The organism is Halovivax cerinus, assembly GCF_024498195.1.
GTDB classification, from domain to species: domain Archaea; phylum Halobacteriota; class Halobacteria; order Halobacteriales; family Natrialbaceae; genus Halovivax; species Halovivax cerinus.
In genome coordinates, this window is record NZ_CP101824.1 from 3,787,997 (window position 1) to 3,802,990 (window position 14,994).

The 14,994-nt window shown below is 65.6% G+C and carries 12 protein-coding genes and 1 tRNA gene; 6 read left to right on the top strand and 7 right to left on the bottom strand.

The annotated features are described in order from the left end of the window. Positions 1-109: 109 nt before the first annotated feature. Positions 110-643 (bottom strand): GNAT family N-acetyltransferase, encoded by a 534-nt coding sequence (locus NO366_RS17995; protein WP_256532164.1) that lies wholly within the window; start codon positions 641-643, stop codon positions 110-112. A 179-nt stretch (positions 644-822) separates the two neighbouring features. Between NO366_RS17995 and NO366_RS18000 the strand changes: the two genes are divergently transcribed. Beyond that, positions 823-1,023 carry a DUF7835 family putative zinc beta-ribbon protein gene (locus NO366_RS18000; RefSeq protein WP_256532165.1) on the top strand — a complete coding sequence of 67 codons (201 nt, stop codon included), beginning with the start codon at positions 823-825 and terminating at the stop codon, positions 1,021-1,023. 135 nt (positions 1,024-1,158) lie between these two features. Here NO366_RS18000 and NO366_RS18005 read toward each other — a convergent pair whose 3' ends face one another. The 5 genes from NO366_RS18005 to NO366_RS18025 form a co-directional block, all read right to left on the bottom strand. Next, positions 1,159-2,673 (bottom strand): HTTM domain-containing protein, encoded by a 1,515-nt coding sequence (locus NO366_RS18005; protein ID WP_256532166.1) that lies wholly within the window; start codon positions 2,671-2,673, stop codon positions 1,159-1,161. Positions 2,674-3,367: 694 nt separating this feature from the next. Continuing rightward, positions 3,368-3,438 (bottom strand) — tRNA-Gly (locus tag NO366_RS18010). 182 nt (positions 3,439-3,620) lie between these two features. Continuing rightward, positions 3,621-4,289: a class I SAM-dependent methyltransferase gene (locus NO366_RS18015; RefSeq protein ID WP_256532167.1), complete on the bottom strand. Its 669-nt coding sequence runs from the start codon at positions 4,287-4,289 to the stop codon at positions 3,621-3,623. A 75-nt stretch (positions 4,290-4,364) separates the two neighbouring features. Continuing rightward, positions 4,365-6,494: a type II secretion system F family protein gene (locus NO366_RS18020; protein WP_256532168.1), complete on the bottom strand. Its 2,130-nt coding sequence runs from the start codon at positions 6,492-6,494 to the stop codon at positions 4,365-4,367. Continuing rightward, complete coding sequence (locus tag NO366_RS18025) at positions 6,491-8,401, bottom strand: type II/IV secretion system ATPase subunit (RefSeq protein WP_256532169.1); 1,911 nt, start codon at positions 8,399-8,401, stop codon at positions 6,491-6,493. Before NO366_RS18025 ends, NO366_RS18020 begins: the two co-directional genes overlap by 4 nt. Positions 8,402-8,610: 209 nt before the next feature. Here NO366_RS18025 and NO366_RS18030 point away from each other — a divergent pair, with 209 nt between their 5' ends. The 5 genes from NO366_RS18030 (at position 8,611) to NO366_RS18050 (ending at position 14,201) form a co-directional block, all read left to right on the top strand. Continuing rightward, the gene (locus NO366_RS18030; RefSeq protein WP_256532170.1) at positions 8,611-9,081 is read left to right on the top strand and encodes a DUF5793 family protein; all 471 of its coding nucleotides are present in this window, start codon (positions 8,611-8,613) and stop codon (positions 9,079-9,081) included. Between the two features lie 83 nt (positions 9,082-9,164). After that, on the top strand, positions 9,165-10,352 hold the full coding sequence (locus NO366_RS18035) for an ABC transporter ATP-binding protein (protein WP_256532171.1): 1,188 nt from the start codon (positions 9,165-9,167) through the stop codon (positions 10,350-10,352). A gap of 264 nt (positions 10,353-10,616) precedes the next feature. After that, on the top strand, positions 10,617-11,255 hold the full coding sequence (locus NO366_RS18040) for a DUF998 domain-containing protein (RefSeq protein WP_256532172.1): 639 nt from the start codon (positions 10,617-10,619) through the stop codon (positions 11,253-11,255). 59 nt (positions 11,256-11,314) lie between these two features. Further along, entirely contained in the window at positions 11,315-11,593 is a 279-nt protein-coding gene (locus NO366_RS18045) for a UPF0058 family protein (RefSeq protein ID WP_256532173.1), read from the top strand. A gap of 202 nt (positions 11,594-11,795) precedes the next feature. Then, positions 11,796-14,201: a DUF7527 domain-containing protein gene (locus tag NO366_RS18050; RefSeq protein ID WP_256532174.1), complete on the top strand. Its 2,406-nt coding sequence runs from the start codon at positions 11,796-11,798 to the stop codon at positions 14,199-14,201. A 307-nt stretch (positions 14,202-14,508) separates the two neighbouring features. On the opposite strand, the gene NO366_RS18055 is transcribed toward NO366_RS18050, so the two are convergent. After that, positions 14,509-14,814: a hypothetical protein gene (locus NO366_RS18055; RefSeq protein WP_256532175.1), complete on the bottom strand. Its 306-nt coding sequence runs from the start codon at positions 14,812-14,814 to the stop codon at positions 14,509-14,511. Positions 14,815-14,994 lie beyond the last annotated feature (180 nt).

Genomic DNA, 14,994 nt, shown 5'->3' on the forward strand with positions numbered 1-14,994 from the left:
GCGTTGGCCTCCCGGACGACGCCCGCACGGACGATACAACGAGGCGACCCACCGAACGAGGGCGATGGGAGGGCACGAGCCGATCGTCCAGCACCCCGAATCGGCCAGGTTACGAGCGTTCGGCGACCGACGGTTCGGGACGGCCGCGCTCGAGGCGGGTAGCAACGAACGACCGCTCTTCCTCGGTGAGATCGCGCGCTCGAAACAGCTCGAGACCGTCACGGTACCGCTCGTCCGGCGTGGCTGGTAGCGGATGCGTGAGAACGAGCTCTGCGATCCCCGTCTCTTCGCCGGTAAAGCCGAAACCGGCCCGATGGAGGGCCTCGTAGGCGTAGGGGTTGTTCACGGCGATCTTGAGCCGGTCGAACTCGCGTTCGAGGGCCCGGTCCCGGACGTACGCACAGAGTCGCGGACCGATCCCCGAAGCCCGGCTATCCCGTCTGACGGTGACGTAACGGAGCCAGCAGACGGCCGCGTCGGTTCGATCGGCGTTGAACGCGACAGCCGCGACCACCTCACCGTCGTCCCGTACGACCGCCTTTCCCGTCGACGACATGACGAACTTCCCGGCGTACGCGAAGCGTTCGTGATCGAGTCTGAGGGTCGGACCGTCGGCCGGCCACCCGAGCAGTTCGAACTCCACGGCCCGACGGACGGTACACGGAGGGAAAACGTCACCCATCGGTCGCTGGCGACGGATGCCAGTGTGAGAATCGTGGATCCGTGCCCACATTTGTATTGATAATTTCCACAAATGTCTTCTTCCCGCGCAGAATTTCTCCAATAGAAAGGTATAACACGGTTAGCTTCCAAAGATTCATCATGGCAACCACCGACGACGCCTTCGACGGGCTCACCGAGTACTGTCAGGAGTGCGACCTCGACACCCTTCACGAGGTCTCCGTCCAGCTGCGCACCGAGAGCACGAAGACCGAAAACGCGGCGTTCTCCCGTGAGCCCTACCGCGTGACCGAGTGTCAGCGCTGTGGCCACCGTGCCAGCCAGCGCATGAACAACGCCTGACTGGGGTCACAACCGACGCCGATCGCGGTGCCCGTCACGTTCCCGCTCGCGTCGTCGAGTATTTTTTACCGAACTCGCTCCTCGATACCGCGTGGTCCAGACGATCTCGACAGCGGACTATCTCTAGGGACCACCTCACCGGCAGGACCGGGTAGCGAGTTCGTGGGGTATCGGCGCTCCAACGGGGCCGTTCGCATCGACGGATTGATCGACGCGATAGAGCGTCACCGACTCGACGTCTGACGGCGCTCGATCGCAGGCGTACGCTACCGCCGCGCCCGCGACCGCGTCTCCGGCTCCCCTGGCTTTCGAGCCGTACCGCCGCCAGAGCGTGGACGGGTACCGGTCCATGGCGTCGGCCGGTCGATCGAACGTGGCCGGATCGCCGGTCACGAGATCGACGGTCGCCCCTGACGACGTCGTCGCGGAGGCGACGTACCAGTGTGAGGTCGACTGCGGGTTCGGTGCGAAGAACGCCCAGCTCGCACTGGCGAGTGGCCCCTCGTCGTCGACCGCCGGCGTCTCGACGACGTCCGCCGCGACGAGTTGCCAGCCGCCGACGACGACGAGCGAACTGACGAGCGCGGCGGCCGTCGCCACCCTGGCACCCGTGTGAACGGCGGGTGGGAGGTCGGGACTCGGTACTCGCCGCGATCGGGGGGTCCCTCCCTCCCGGTCGGTGATCGTCCCGAGTCCGGTGTTTTGGATTCGATCACTGACGAACCGATCGACGGGGTCCCAGACGCCAGACGGCAGATACGGACACACCGCGACGATCATCACGAACGGGAAGGCCCCGAGTTGCATGGTCAGCGCCATGCCGAGGTGGGCACCGACGTACGCGCCGACGATCGCGATTCGGAGGCGTCCAGTGAAGACGATCAGCCCCACCGACGCCGTAAGCGTCCCGATCCAGAGCCAGTTGATCACCGTGAGTACACCGGGGGACGCCGCGAGGGCTGGCCCGAGCAGGTAGACCAGCTCCGCCAGTCCGAAGATCTGGCGGACGGCGACGCCGCGCATCCAGGCGTCGCTCTGGAATTTGAGTGCGGCGTTGATCGCGTAGATCACGACGACGTGGACCAGCAACACGGCCGTCGCCGTCGAGACGTATCGGTTCGAACCAGCCGAGAACCGATCGGTCGGTCGCGGGCCGCGAGGACGCACGGCCCATCGACCGTCGAGCGGGAGGAACGCGGCGAGCGCCAGCAGCGAGATCAACACGGTGTCGCCGCCGTTGACCAGGTACGGGTTCCGCGCGTACATCGAGATCAGGAGTGAAGCCAGGAGGACCGACGCGATCCGCGAGCGGTATCCGACGAGGACACAGCCGGCCACGAGCACCGTGATACCCATCAACACCGCCTGGACCCACGCAGCGCCGCTCACCGCGTGGAGTGACCAGCGGACGAGCGCCGGTGACACCTCGGCGAGGGTCGACCGCGGGAGCACACCCCGATCCGTGTAGAAGGTCCCGATCCCCGGAACGCGAAAGACGAGCAGGTCGAACAGCGCGACCAGCCCGAGACCGATGCGATAGGCCGCGATAGCCCGGATGTCGATCCCGAGCCGAGCGGTCACTGCAGAGGGGACGCGCGATCGGACACTCGCCCCGACGTCGAACCACCCATCGGACTGAATGCCCGCCATGGTGACGTGTGATCGAGGAGACGGTTTGCAGGCAGCCTATATGTGTTTTCCCGTTCCCGGCCGAAGATTGTCGACATCGCGGACCGGGATTTGAACCCGACTGTGAGATGGTCGCTCACTGCGTTCGCGCTGCGACTCGCGTGCTTCAAATCCCGTTATCGAGCACGTTCTCCTCCCTACGCTCTCGAAAAGTGCGCGGACCGGGATTTGAACCACGTCCAGACGTTCCGGGTCGTTCGCTCCGCTCACGTCCCGGGCTGCGACTGGTCTGATTCGAATCCCGTTGTCGAGTACTTTCTCCTCGCCTTCGCTCGTCGAAAAGTACGCGGACCGGGATTTGAACCGAAATCAGACGTTCGTGCTCGCTTCGCTGCGCGCGCTGCGACTGATAGGGCACAAATCCCTCCGTCACCCATTCGCTCCTCACGTCCGTTCGTCGCAGAATGCGCGGACCGGGATTTGAACCACGTCCAGACGTTCCGGGTCGTTCGCTCCGCTCACGTCCCGGGCTGCGACTGGTCTGATTCAAATCCCGTTGTCGAGCACGTTCTCCTCCCTACGCTCTCGAAAAGTGCGCGGACCGGGATTTGAACCGAAATCAGACGTTCGTGCTCGCTTCGCTGCGCGCGCTGCGACTGATAGGGCACAAATCCCTCCGTCACCCATTCGCTCCGCACGTCCGTTCGTCGCCGAATGCGCGGACCGGGATTTGAACCCGGGCCATGAGCTTGGAAGGCTCAGGTCCTGCCACTAGACCATCCGCGCTCCACCAGCGGGTTGTCGGTACTCGGTTAAGAGACTTCTCTTTTCTGGGAGCGGGCGGGCGTCGGTACGCCGGCGCCGCTTCGACTCTCGGTCCCTCCCGAACGGCCGGCGGCCGACCGACGGGAGCGATGACCGTCACGGTGTCGCACACTGGACGGGACGCCGTCGGCCCCGAGGCCGGTTCACGGAGCGCCCGCGACTCGGGCATAGCAGTTGCCGCTCGACACCTCCCACTCGCGGAGCTGGAGGTCGCTCTCCGCGAGGTCCGATTCGAACGCTGCGGGCGCGTAGACGTGGTAGAACCGATCGACGGTCTCGCCGCCAGGAAGCGTCCACTCGATCGATGTATCGAAGCCGCTCTCGTCGGACGCCGACGCGTCCTCGAACCGGTCGTGGGCGGTGCTCCAGGCGCTCACCAGGGCGCGGCCGTCCGACGTGAGAACGCGTGCGAGTTCGTCGAGACTGCGACGGCGGAGGGTTCGCGTCGGCAGGTGATGCAGCGTCGCGACGTAGACGGCCAGATCGACCGCGTCGGTCCGGAGCGCCAGCGACGCAGCGTCGCCCTGGACGGGTGACAGAGTATCCAGAAAGTCGTTGGTCCGCGCGCGTTCACGACCGGCGTCTAGCAACGCGCGACTCGCGTCGACCCCGACGACACGGTCGACGTGACCGGCGAGTACCTCGGCGTGGCGGCAGTTGCCACACCCGAGATCGAGACCGCGATCGAACGTCCGTTCGCGCGTCACGTCCGCGACGAAGTCGTCGACCTCGGGCCAGGCGTACTCGCGCGTCGTCGCGAAGTGGCTCCCGATGCGTTCGTACGTGTCGCGGACGTCGCGCCGGTGTGGCATGCGATTGCTCTCTCCGCGTGCATTCGGGGAAAATCGTTCGATCCGTCGATGGCGAGCCGGACTCGAGGCTGTGAGTCAGAGGAAGAGCGTAAAGAGCACGAAGCCGACGAGCGTCATCACCGTGGCGTGCTTCGCCCCAGATCGGAGGTCTCCCGAGGCGAGTTGACCGGCGACGAACCCGGACGTGGCGCCCTGGATTACCGTCGCGTGGTAGAAGAGCGTCATGTAGACGTCGGTGTCCGTGCTCCCGAGCGCGGAGAGCGGCCCGTCCACCTGCTGGCCCGTCGCCGACGACACGGACTCCGTGGGAAGGCTCGGGAGGAGGTACGCGGAGAGGACGGCGATGATGAACACGAACACGAGAAACGAGACGTAGACGACGACCATGTACTCGGTCATCACCTGCTTGCGCTCGCGGTCGAGCCGAAGGTCCGCTTGTGCCTGTCGCGAGGCGATGCGCAACACCGTCGCGAGGTCGCCGCTCGCGTTCATCGCCTCGGTCAGCAACGTCACCATTCGCGAGACGGCACGCGTCCGCACACGGCGCTCGAAGCGCCAGAGCGCCGTCTGGAGATCGGCGCCCCAGCGGACGTCCGCCCACAGGCGATCGAGTTCGTCGTCCAGGACGCCGAGGTCTGACTGTCGAACCCGTCGTATCGAGGCGATCACCGACATTCCGGCTTCGTTCACGCTTGAGAGTCGATCCAGCAGGTCCGGTACGGACCGCTCGATCGCGTCGATTCGGTACCGGTGGCGCTCGTAGACGATCGCGTACGTCCCCATCACGAACAGGGCGGCCAGCACGGCCACGTCCTCGATCGCGGTGACGCCCGCCGCCAGCCCACGGGGCACCTGGGAAGCAACGACGAGCGCGGCGATCGGAATCGTGATCCAGAGCAGTCGATCCGGGCGTTCGACGAGCGTCCGAAGGGGGCTCACGAGCCACGTCCTGAATCGCCGGATCCGACGATAGAGCGACAGCCGGTGTCGGATCGGCGATCGGTCGGGGCCAATCGCCGTCGGTTCGACGGATTCGCCGTGGACGCCCTCGTCGAGAGTGTCCTCGGCCGTCGCGACGGTCCCACCGTCCGTCATCCCGGATCCCGACGAACGGCCGGCACTGGCTGGACCGTCGACCGACGGCTCCGTCGACGAGCCGGGATTGATCGAATCCGTCACGGTGCTCAGGTAGACCACAAACGCGAGGTTGCCGAACGGCAGAACGACGTAGATGAGCGCGCGGAGTGAGTCGGCCGTATCGCCCACCGAGAAGCCGATCACGACGAGGATCGTGATGAGAAAGAGCGGGCCAGCGACCAGCACCGTGACGTAGGCTTCCGCCAGCGTCGCGAGGAGACTCAGGATGCTCTCTTGCTGTGATTCGGCTTCCTCCTGGAACTCGTGGTACTGCCGTTCGAGAAAGGACGAGAGGCTGTGCCCGCTCTGGAGGACGCTGACCAGGTTCTCCGTGAACTCGCGGAACTGGGGGCTCGCGGTGCGCCGACCCATCAGCTGCAACGAGGCGGTGACGTCCGCGCCGAAGGCGTCCATGTTCCTGACTGCGACGTCGAACTCGGCGGCCGCCTGGCCGTAGGCGTCGCCGTTGCGGGCGACGATGCGGATCACCTCTGTGAACTCCATTCCGCTGCGCGAGAGGGCGAAACAAAACGCCACGGTCGACGGGAGGGACGCTTCGATCGCCCGTGCGCGACGCGAGGCGACGTAGCCCGGGTACCACCAGCGAAGCCAGTACGTCAGTCCGCCGACGATGACGCCGAGCGTGATCGAGGCGAGGGCGAAGAGGGCGAGAAGCGTCGCCGGCGACGCGTCGGGAACCGTCGCGAGGGCCGAGACCGGTTCGAGGAGCGTCGGTACCGAGGCCCGGAGCGTGGCCTCGTCGATTCCGAGTACCACGAGGACGCCCCACAGGAGGTAAACCCCGGAGACGCTCCCGACGACCCCCGCGACGATCGCGTATACGAACGACATGGCGCCGTACTCCCGGTAGGTGGCCGTCGCGTGGGCGGCTCGCAACCCGGCCTGTCGGCGGGGATGCTCGCTCCGGAACTCGTCGACGTACTGGCCGAACGCGACCATCGACAATCGCGTCAGGACCCGATCGGCCGGCTCGGACACCTGGGCCAGCACGAACGGAAGGACCCCCAGCGCTACCGCGGCGAGCGGGAGGAACGGAGCGATCGTCATCGATCCGACTCCGGTCGATCCGTGAGCGAATCACCGCGTGTCGGACTGGAGGACGGTTCGTCGCGTGCGTCGTCGGCCGGTGCATCGCCAGTCGACCACGAGACGCCGCCGTCGGTCAGTCCATCACCCGACAGCGCCGGACCGTCGGGCGGTTCGTCGAGTTCGTCGGCGTCACGATCGGTCTCGTTGGCCCGACCGGGTTCGTCGGTCTCGTCGCCGCTCCGTTCGGTACGGCCGGCCGGGCTCTCGTCGACGGCGTCACCACGACCGATGCGATCGAGAACGGCGGCTTTGTCCGCGTAGTACTCGTTGACGAGGGCGGTGAACCGACGATAATCGGAGAGACCACGTTCGTGGACGTACTCGAGGAACGCCTCTCGGTTGCGCCGTTCGACGCGCAGTTCGCGCTCGCTCCAGCCGCGTTGCGTTCGAATCTCCTCTAGGACGGAGCTCCCCGCCTCGGCGAAGGTGTCCGTATCGCCGTCCCAGGTGTAGGCCGTCGAGTAGTCGAGTTCGCCGGTTCGCTGGTCGATGCCCTCGATCTCGGCGATGACCTCGTTCCGCCTGACGCGTTCGCCGTCCTGGAGCCGCGTGAGCGTCTGGACGGCGAGGATATCGAGGCTCTGGACCATCGAGCGGGGGACGTTGATCGGCTCGTTCTCGAGGCGATTGATGACCGTCTGGACGGAATCCGCGTGCATCGTCGAGTACGTCGTGTGCCCGGTGTTCATCGCCTGGAAGAGGGTGATAGCCTCCTCGCCGCGGACCTCGCCGACGGCGATGTACTCGGGACGGTGGCGAAGTGCCGAACGCAGGAGGTCGTACATGGTCACGTCGGTCCCCTCGTGGATGCGTTCCCGGGTGACAGACGAGAGCCAGTTGTCGTGGTACAGTTGCAGTTCCTGGGTGTCCTCGATCGTGAGGATCTTCGAGCGTGGTGGGATGAACATGGAGACGGCGTTCATGCTCGTCGTCTTCCCGGAGGCCGTCCCGCCGGCGAAGATCAGGCTCTTGTTGTGCTCGATCCCCAGCCAGAGGTACGCGAGTTGGGCGACGTCGAACGTGCCATACTCGATGAGGTCGACGGGCGTGAACGGTTCGTCGGCGTACTTTCGGATAGTGAACGCGGAGCCCCGTGGTGTCACTTCCTGGCCAAGTGCGAGTTCACCCCGCGATCCATCGGGAAGCGTCGTCTCGACCATCGGGTCCCCGATCGAAATGTGGCGACCTGATCGCTGGGCCAGTCGGACGACGAACTGGTCGAGCGACGCCTGGCCGAACGAGACGGTCGTCTCGACGTCGGTGTAGGCATCGTGGTAGACGAAGATCGGCAGGTCGTACCCGTCACAGGAGATATCCTCGACGTGGGGATCGTGCATGATCGGGTCGAGCTTCCCGTAGCCGAGGAAATCGCGGTGTGCGTAGTAGAACAGTCGGTAGAACGATTCGACCGAGACATCGACGCCGTATCGTTCGAGCAGTTCACAGAGCGCGTCCCGGAGGCGAGTTTCGGGATCGACATCGTCGTGATCTCGGTAGATGAGTGGATCACGAATATCCTCGAGGACGGTGTCGAGGAGCGCGCGTTCGTCCGTCGAGAGCGACGGCTCCACCGCGTGATACCGGGTTTCGTTGCGATCTGGATCGTCCAGAATCGCGACGAAGGAAAACGGCGCGTTCACCCAGTACCGTTCGCGCTCGACGGTTCCCTCGACGCCGTCGAACGCCACGAGTGGTTCGTGACGCGTCGGATCGTACGGGTCGATGTCGAGGCTGGTACCCCGGAGTACGTCGCCGAACGCCGAAAGCGACCGTCGGACGGCGGCCAGACGATCCCCCAGCACGCCGCGGGCCGCAGCGGCTCCCTGCTCGTCGTCTGCGTCCTGGTGGGGGTCGGATGTCGTCATCGGTTGCTAGGGGCCGTCTCGGGTGACTGTCCACGATATGGGAGCGGGGTCGGCTTAAATCGGATGGCCGGTCCCGGCGTCGGGCGGTGCCGGACGGTCACGTTCGGTGACCGGTCGCATGGTGTGACCGATCAGCAGGTAGTCGGATTCGTTTCGGGGTCCGTGGGCGTTACGTTCATACCGTCGGGGCACCAACATCGTGATATCGAATGAGGCGCGAACACCTCACGCTTTCCGTCGACGACGTCGACTGGGTCGACACGGACGGTGAACCCCGCAGACCGTCGGTCACCATCGACTGTTCGGAAGACGGCCCCGATTTGCGTGACCGCCTCACGGGTCCGGACGGCGAGTTGCTCGCGGCCGACGAGACGGACGTAGCGCTACGCCTGCAGGGGCCCGTCGACGCCGACACCGACGGCGTCGTCAGCGTAACCGACCGCCTGACCGGAGACTTCGTCCTCGAACTCAACGTCGACGCCGACGACGTACTCACGTTCATCACGGCCGCCCGCCACTACGGCGAGCGGACGAGCGAGGAGGACGGACGCTACGAGGTCACCATCCGGATCGACGGCGACCACCTGATCACCTACGAGAAGCAAACCTTCCTCGTCTACGACGACGAAGGGAGCCTCCTCCGCCAGCGCAGTCTCATTCCCGGCGGCGTTGAACTCTAACCCAGCCGAACCGCAACCGGCAGCTATAAGTGGTTTAGGGCCGCCTAAATAGACGAATGCCGGTACCAGGTGGCCGGGATACCGTGGCCCGGGAAACGGTCAGTCCCGAACACGTAGAGAGCCTCGGCGAAAGCGTCCAGACTCACGAGCGAGCGCCGGACACGACGACCGACACGGTACACGACGAACCCGTTCTGGCACTCGACGGAGTCGAGCACCGGTACGGCTCCGAGTGCGTCGTCGAGGACTACACGCTCGACGTCTACGACGGCGAGATTCTCACGCTTCTCGGACCCTCGGGCTGCGGTAAGACGACGACGCTCCGCCTCATCGCCGGCCTGGAGACGCCCGAAACCGGAGAGATCCGGCTTCACGGTGACGTCGTGGCCGACGACGATCGGTTCGTCCCACCCGAAGACCGTGGCGTCGGCGTCGTGTTCCAGGACTTCGCGCTCTTCCCCCACATGACGGCCGCCGAGAACGTCGCGTTCGGCCTGACCGACTGGTCCGCCGACGAGCGCGACGAGCGCGTCGCGACGTTGCTCGAACTCGTGGGGCTCGACGACCAGGCCGACGCCTATCCCGGCGAACTCTCGGGCGGCCAACAACAGCGGATCGCCCTCGCCCGATCGATCGCACCGGAGCCGGACCTCCTCTTGCTCGACGAACCCTTCTCGAACCTGGACGTCGATCTCAGAGTCGAGATGCGCGAGGAGGTCCGCCGGATCATCAAGGAGACCGGTGTGACCGCCATCTCGGTGACGCACGACCAGGAGGAAGCGCTCTCGATATCGGACCGCGTCGCCGTCATGTACGACGGTCAGCTAGAGCAGATCGGCGTCCCGGAGGAGGTCTTCCAGGAACCGACGTCGCGCTTCGTCGCCGGCTTTCTCGGCCACGCGAGTTTCCTCTCGGGGACGGTCACGGGCGATCACGTCGAGACGGCTCTGGGTCGCGTCCTCCGGGCGGACGTCGGCGGACTCACGGCGGCCTACGACGGCACCGAGATCGACCTCCTCGTCCGTCCAGACGACGTGACCGCCTACCCGGCCACCGGCGAGGAGACCGACGGTGAGGTGATCTACCGGCGCTATCTCGGGCCGACCGTCCTCTACCGGGTCGAGCTCGACGGCGGCGAGACGATCGAGTGCATGCACAACCACGCCGATCGACTCCAGCTCGGCGATCGCGTCAGGGTCCGCGTCACGGCCGACCACGAACTGGCCTGGTTCCCGGCGAGCCACCGGACGGCTGCCGAAACGGCCGAGTGATCCGTGTGCTGGCACCCGGTCGATCCATCGCTATCTGTTTCGACCCGGCCCTCGATCGATTCTGACTCGACTCATCGACGTGGTTCGATCACACCCATCGGTCGGTGACGTTGACCCGAGCCGCTCTGGGGCGTCCACGGGATTCCATCACGACCGATCGCACCGCTTCGAGCGGTGTGTCGGTCGCCCACGGATCCGTCTGGTGACTGACGAGAGGGGCGAAACGGCCCGTCAGTTCAAGGAGGGGCGGCCGAAGTGGTTCGTATGGTCGATCGACGACGGATCGCGACGAACTGTGGACTCGTGGCACCGGCCGTCGCGGTAGGTGCGATCGTCCTCGCGACGGTCGTGGCACCTCCGGAGACGTTCACCTGGCGCGGGCGAGCGCTCTCAGACATGGGTCGGCCGGGGACGACGACGTTCGCGCTCTTCAACGGCGGACTGATCGCCGCCGGAGCACTCGGCGGCCCCTTCGTCTGGCGGGTCTGGATCGAGACGCGAAACGGACTCCAGCGCGCCGGCGCCGTCGCCCTCGGCGCGTCGCTCGTCGGCATGATCGGTGTCGGCGTCTTCTTTCTCGAGCATACCGAGTACTACCTCTCGACGTCGCTGCACGCACCGGCCGCGCTGCTCACGTTCGGTGCGGGCCCGATCGCCGCGCTCCTGTACGGCCTCGGTGCGCTACGGGCTGGCGAGAATCGGCTGGCCGCCAGTTCGATACTCTCGGCGGCGATTCCCGTCGGCACCTGGATCGGCTGGGTCGCGTTTCTTCGAACGCTCGCCGCCGAGCCAGGGGTCTGGTTCGCCGTCCCCGAATTCGTCGCAGCATCGTGTCTCGGTGGGTGGGTCGTCGTGCTCGCGATCGCGTATCGAACGCGAGAGACTGTCGTCAGTCGGCCCTGAGACGCTGTCCGCCTCCCTCGGCGCACAACGCTTAACAGGAGACCGTTCGTAGCGACCGTATGCACAAGGACGAGCTCCTCGAACTGCACGCGGAACTGGTCGTCATCATGGAGTACTTCTCCGAGCGGGAGGAGGTCAAAGACGATCTCTTCGACGCCTACCACCAGATCGACGTCGATCCGGACGACGCACACAAATCGAAGAGCGAGCACAAGCACGCCGTCTTCGTCCTCGGAAACTCCCTGGCCAACGCGATGAGCGAAGACGAGTTCTCGAGTGCCGGCCGTATCGGCAAACGCATGCAGGAACTCGCCGAAGACGCCGAGTCGAAGATTTAGGCCCGTCGACGGCTGGAACCCACCGAGGTGGTGGACTCGACGCGTCGGCGCAGCGCCGGTCGGGACGAGTATCGCCCTCGACCGCCGCTCGATCGCCGGAGCACCGGCGTGGTACCTATCGAAACACGGGACGCGTACCCATCGAAACGCGTGACACTACGCTAGGCGAAACGGTTATAGTCGGGTTTCCGTTTGTGTGGGTATGGACCCGCGCACGAAAGAGCGCGTCGAGCGATGGGAGTCGCGGCCGTTCTCGGGCGGAGAGGACGCGCTCGCGACGCTCGCCGACGATGCGTTCTCCGGAGCCGTCACCGCCGCCGGCGTCTGGGTGTTCATGCTCAACGGTCGCATCGTCGGCGTCGTCGACGGCTCGATCGACGCCGTCGCTGGCACCTCCGGAACCATCTACGAGGCCCCCGCCGCCGTGCTTCCCCTGCTCTCGGCCATGCTCGAACAGGGCGGCGACCCACGAGGACGCTACTACACCAACGATACGCCCCTCGCAGCGGTCGATCGGAAACTCCAGCAAGGATCGTTCACCGGCTACGTGGAACTGAGCGAGCAGGTGTTGAGCGGCGACTATTACCTCGTCTACTACGGGGGCCGTCGCATGTCGGCCGCCTACATCGGCAACGCCGAGCGCCTCGAGACCGGGGAGGTGGCGTTCGAACGCGCCGACGACGAGATCGGCATCTACGAAGTCGTCGACGTCGACGTCGACGTGTCTGACGTTCCCGGCCGCGAGACCGCCGACGAGAGCCAGGCGGACGAACCCGCGACCGGCTCGACGCTTGGGTCACAGGGAGCAGACGATACACCCGACGGCCCGTCGTCGGCCGCGGGTTCGTCGACTACCGAATCCTCGACCGGCGGACCCGATCCGGCGGGCTCGGCCGATGCCGCTGGCCCGGCGGGCAGCGACGGCCGTCCAGGCTCGACTCCGGCGGGCGATACGGCCGCGGCCCACTCGGCGGGACCGGACGGTTCGTCCACCGCCCAGAACAGCTCCCGCGCTACCGATAGCGAGACGGACGGAGATCGCCACGGTGATTCGACGGCTCAGTCCGGTCCGCCGACCGCCGATCGGACCGACTCAGAGACGGAAGTGAACTACAGGGAGGATTCGAACGGTTCGGCCGAGTCGTCGCAGACTCCCGACGACGGAGTACCGTCGTCGGCGGACACCGCGCAGTCGTCGAGCGGCGCGACGGACGAACACGACAGCATCACGACGTCGGGCGAAACCCACGAACCCCAGTCCGACGGGATCACCACTTCAGGGACCGACGCGTCCACCGCCGATCGGTCGGATCTGACGACAACAGCGTCCGATGCCGGCACGTCCGGCGCGAACGCACGCCAGGACGAGTCGGCCGAATCCGACGCGCCCGACGAACGGTTCAAAGAAGAAGAGCGCTGGCGAGAGACGCGACAGATCCCGTCGATCGACCCCGAGTCCTCGGGGGAGCAGTCGTCCGCCGGCCACGGATCCGCGGACGGCGGGTCTCGGTCGAAGACCGAACGGTCGACGGCGAGAGACCGGCCGAGCCCCGCAGACGTCGCCTCGACCGAACAGGCGCTTCGGTCCGACATGCTCGAACGCGAAGACAAGATCGACCACCTCACGCAGCGTGTGACCGAACTCGAGGAGAAACGCAAACAACTCGTTCGGGAACGCGACGAACTGGCGAGCGAGAACGACGACCTCACGGAGCGAGTCTCTCGATTACAGTCACGCATCGAGGAGCTCGAACGCGACCTCGAACGGGCCCAGTCCGCGTCGGAACCGGACGCAACTGGCGGGAAGTCTGGTGGCGCGACCGACGCGGCACGGACTGGCGGCCGAGAGGCACAGTCGGTCGGCAGAACGGACCAGGGCGGGACGACCATCTCGCCCACACGAGCGCTCCAGGAGACGAACGTGTTCGTCCGGTACGCGTCGAAGAGCCAGCCGACGCTCGAATCGGCCCACGAGGGTGAGGGATCGCGGGGCGACCTGGAACGAAACCTGCGGCTCGAGCGTCACACGCAATTCGACGCCGAGACCGCCGTCGTCGACGGCGAACCCTACGACGCATTCGTTGAGGGCTCGATGCAGTATCGATTCGTCGAGTGGCTCGTCGGCACCTGCCTCTTCGAGATCAGGGAGACTGGCAACGCGGCCGACCTCGCCGATCTCTACGACGCCATCCCGCGGATCGACCGCGTCGAACTCTCCGCGACAGTCTCCCTCGAGGACGACGACACGGAGAACGTTCCCGACCAGGTAACCTTCGACGTCGGCGCGTTCGACAAACGGGGGACGCCCCTGGTCGTCGCGAACTGCAACGACTCGCGCGACCCCGCGACGCAGGGCATGCTCGAGGAACTCGAAGCCGACGCGTCCTCGGTCTGTGCGAACTACCCCGATCTGGCTGCCGCCGTCGTCGTCACGTCGAGTTTCTTCGATCCCGGCGCGCTCGAACTCGCCGAGGAGATCACGACGAGCGGCTTCCTCAGCCGGAGTTCGAAGGTGAGCTACGTCAACCTCAGTCGGAAACAGGGCTATCACTGCTGCCTCGTCGAATCGCGAAGCGGCGGCTTTCACCTGACCGTTCCGGAACTGTAACAGACCGAGAGACAGTCGCACGAACCGGTCCGTGTGGCGCTGGGTCCGCGGCCGGAAACGGTTCGGCGATCGCGGTTCGCTGCACACGCCTCCGTTCGCACGAGGCAGTTCCTCCTGTCGAGATAAACGCGTCTCGTCTCGCCGAGTTGCGATCGGCACCAACGGTGCTCGCCGGCCAGCACGGTTCTACTCGCAAACAAGCGCGGCCCTACACACCGGCCAACACGGCCCTACAGCCACGGCGTGCAAAAAGAGATCACGACGATCGAATCGCTCGGGCCCTCGGTCGGCGAAACCGGAGACGACCTTAGCTCTCCGCTTCGGCGGCGCCCTCGATCTTCATCCGCTCTAGGGTCTCCGAGATCGTATCGATCTTCCCGTCGAGATCGGCGACGAATTCCTCGGTCTCTTCGGTCTTGATCGCCCCCTGGCTGGACGGTTCGATGAGATTCTCCTCTTCGAGAACGCGAAGCGAGTATCGCACTTTGTGGTGTGGGTAGCCGGTCTCGTTCGACATCTTCACGATCCCGATCGGTTCGTTCTCCAGAACCATTTTCAGGACCTGCAAATGTCGTTCCAGCATGTCTACTTCCTTCTCCAGTCGGTCTATCATGGCATTTGTTAACTTGTCTTTGCTCCTTTTAAAACTTTTCCTCGATCGCACCGACTGCCGGCAGTTCCATCTCGAACGTGCCAGGGGTTAACACTTCTGGTCGCTGGGTGCGAACCGATCGACGTCGGTCGGAACGATCCGACGGCCACGGCGACTGCCGGCATCGTTCGAACGGCCACG

Excerpts from the sequence above, each read along its gene's own strand:
- NO366_RS18000 (WP_256532165.1), top strand. The coding sequence starts at position 823 with ATGGCAACCACCGACGACGCCTTCGACGGGCTCACCGAGTACTGTCAG.
- NO366_RS18005 (WP_256532166.1), bottom strand. The coding sequence starts at position 2,673 with ATGGCGGGCATTCAGTCCGATGGGTGGTTCGACGTCGGGGCGAGTGTC.
- NO366_RS18015 (WP_256532167.1), bottom strand. The coding sequence starts at position 4,289 with ATGCCACACCGGCGCGACGTCCGCGACACGTACGAACGCATCGGGAGC.
- NO366_RS18020 (WP_256532168.1), bottom strand. The coding sequence starts at position 6,494 with ATGACGATCGCTCCGTTCCTCCCGCTCGCCGCGGTAGCGCTGGGGGTC.
- NO366_RS18025 (WP_256532169.1), bottom strand. The coding sequence starts at position 8,401 with ATGACGACATCCGACCCCCACCAGGACGCAGACGACGAGCAGGGAGCC.
- NO366_RS18030 (WP_256532170.1), top strand. The coding sequence starts at position 8,611 with ATGAGGCGCGAACACCTCACGCTTTCCGTCGACGACGTCGACTGGGTC.
- NO366_RS18040 (WP_256532172.1), top strand. The coding sequence starts at position 10,617 with ATGGTCGATCGACGACGGATCGCGACGAACTGTGGACTCGTGGCACCG.
- NO366_RS18045 (WP_256532173.1), top strand. The coding sequence starts at position 11,315 with ATGCACAAGGACGAGCTCCTCGAACTGCACGCGGAACTGGTCGTCATC.
- NO366_RS18050 (WP_256532174.1), top strand. The coding sequence starts at position 11,796 with ATGGACCCGCGCACGAAAGAGCGCGTCGAGCGATGGGAGTCGCGGCCG.
- NO366_RS18055 (WP_256532175.1), bottom strand. The coding sequence starts at position 14,814 with ATGATAGACCGACTGGAGAAGGAAGTAGACATGCTGGAACGACATTTG.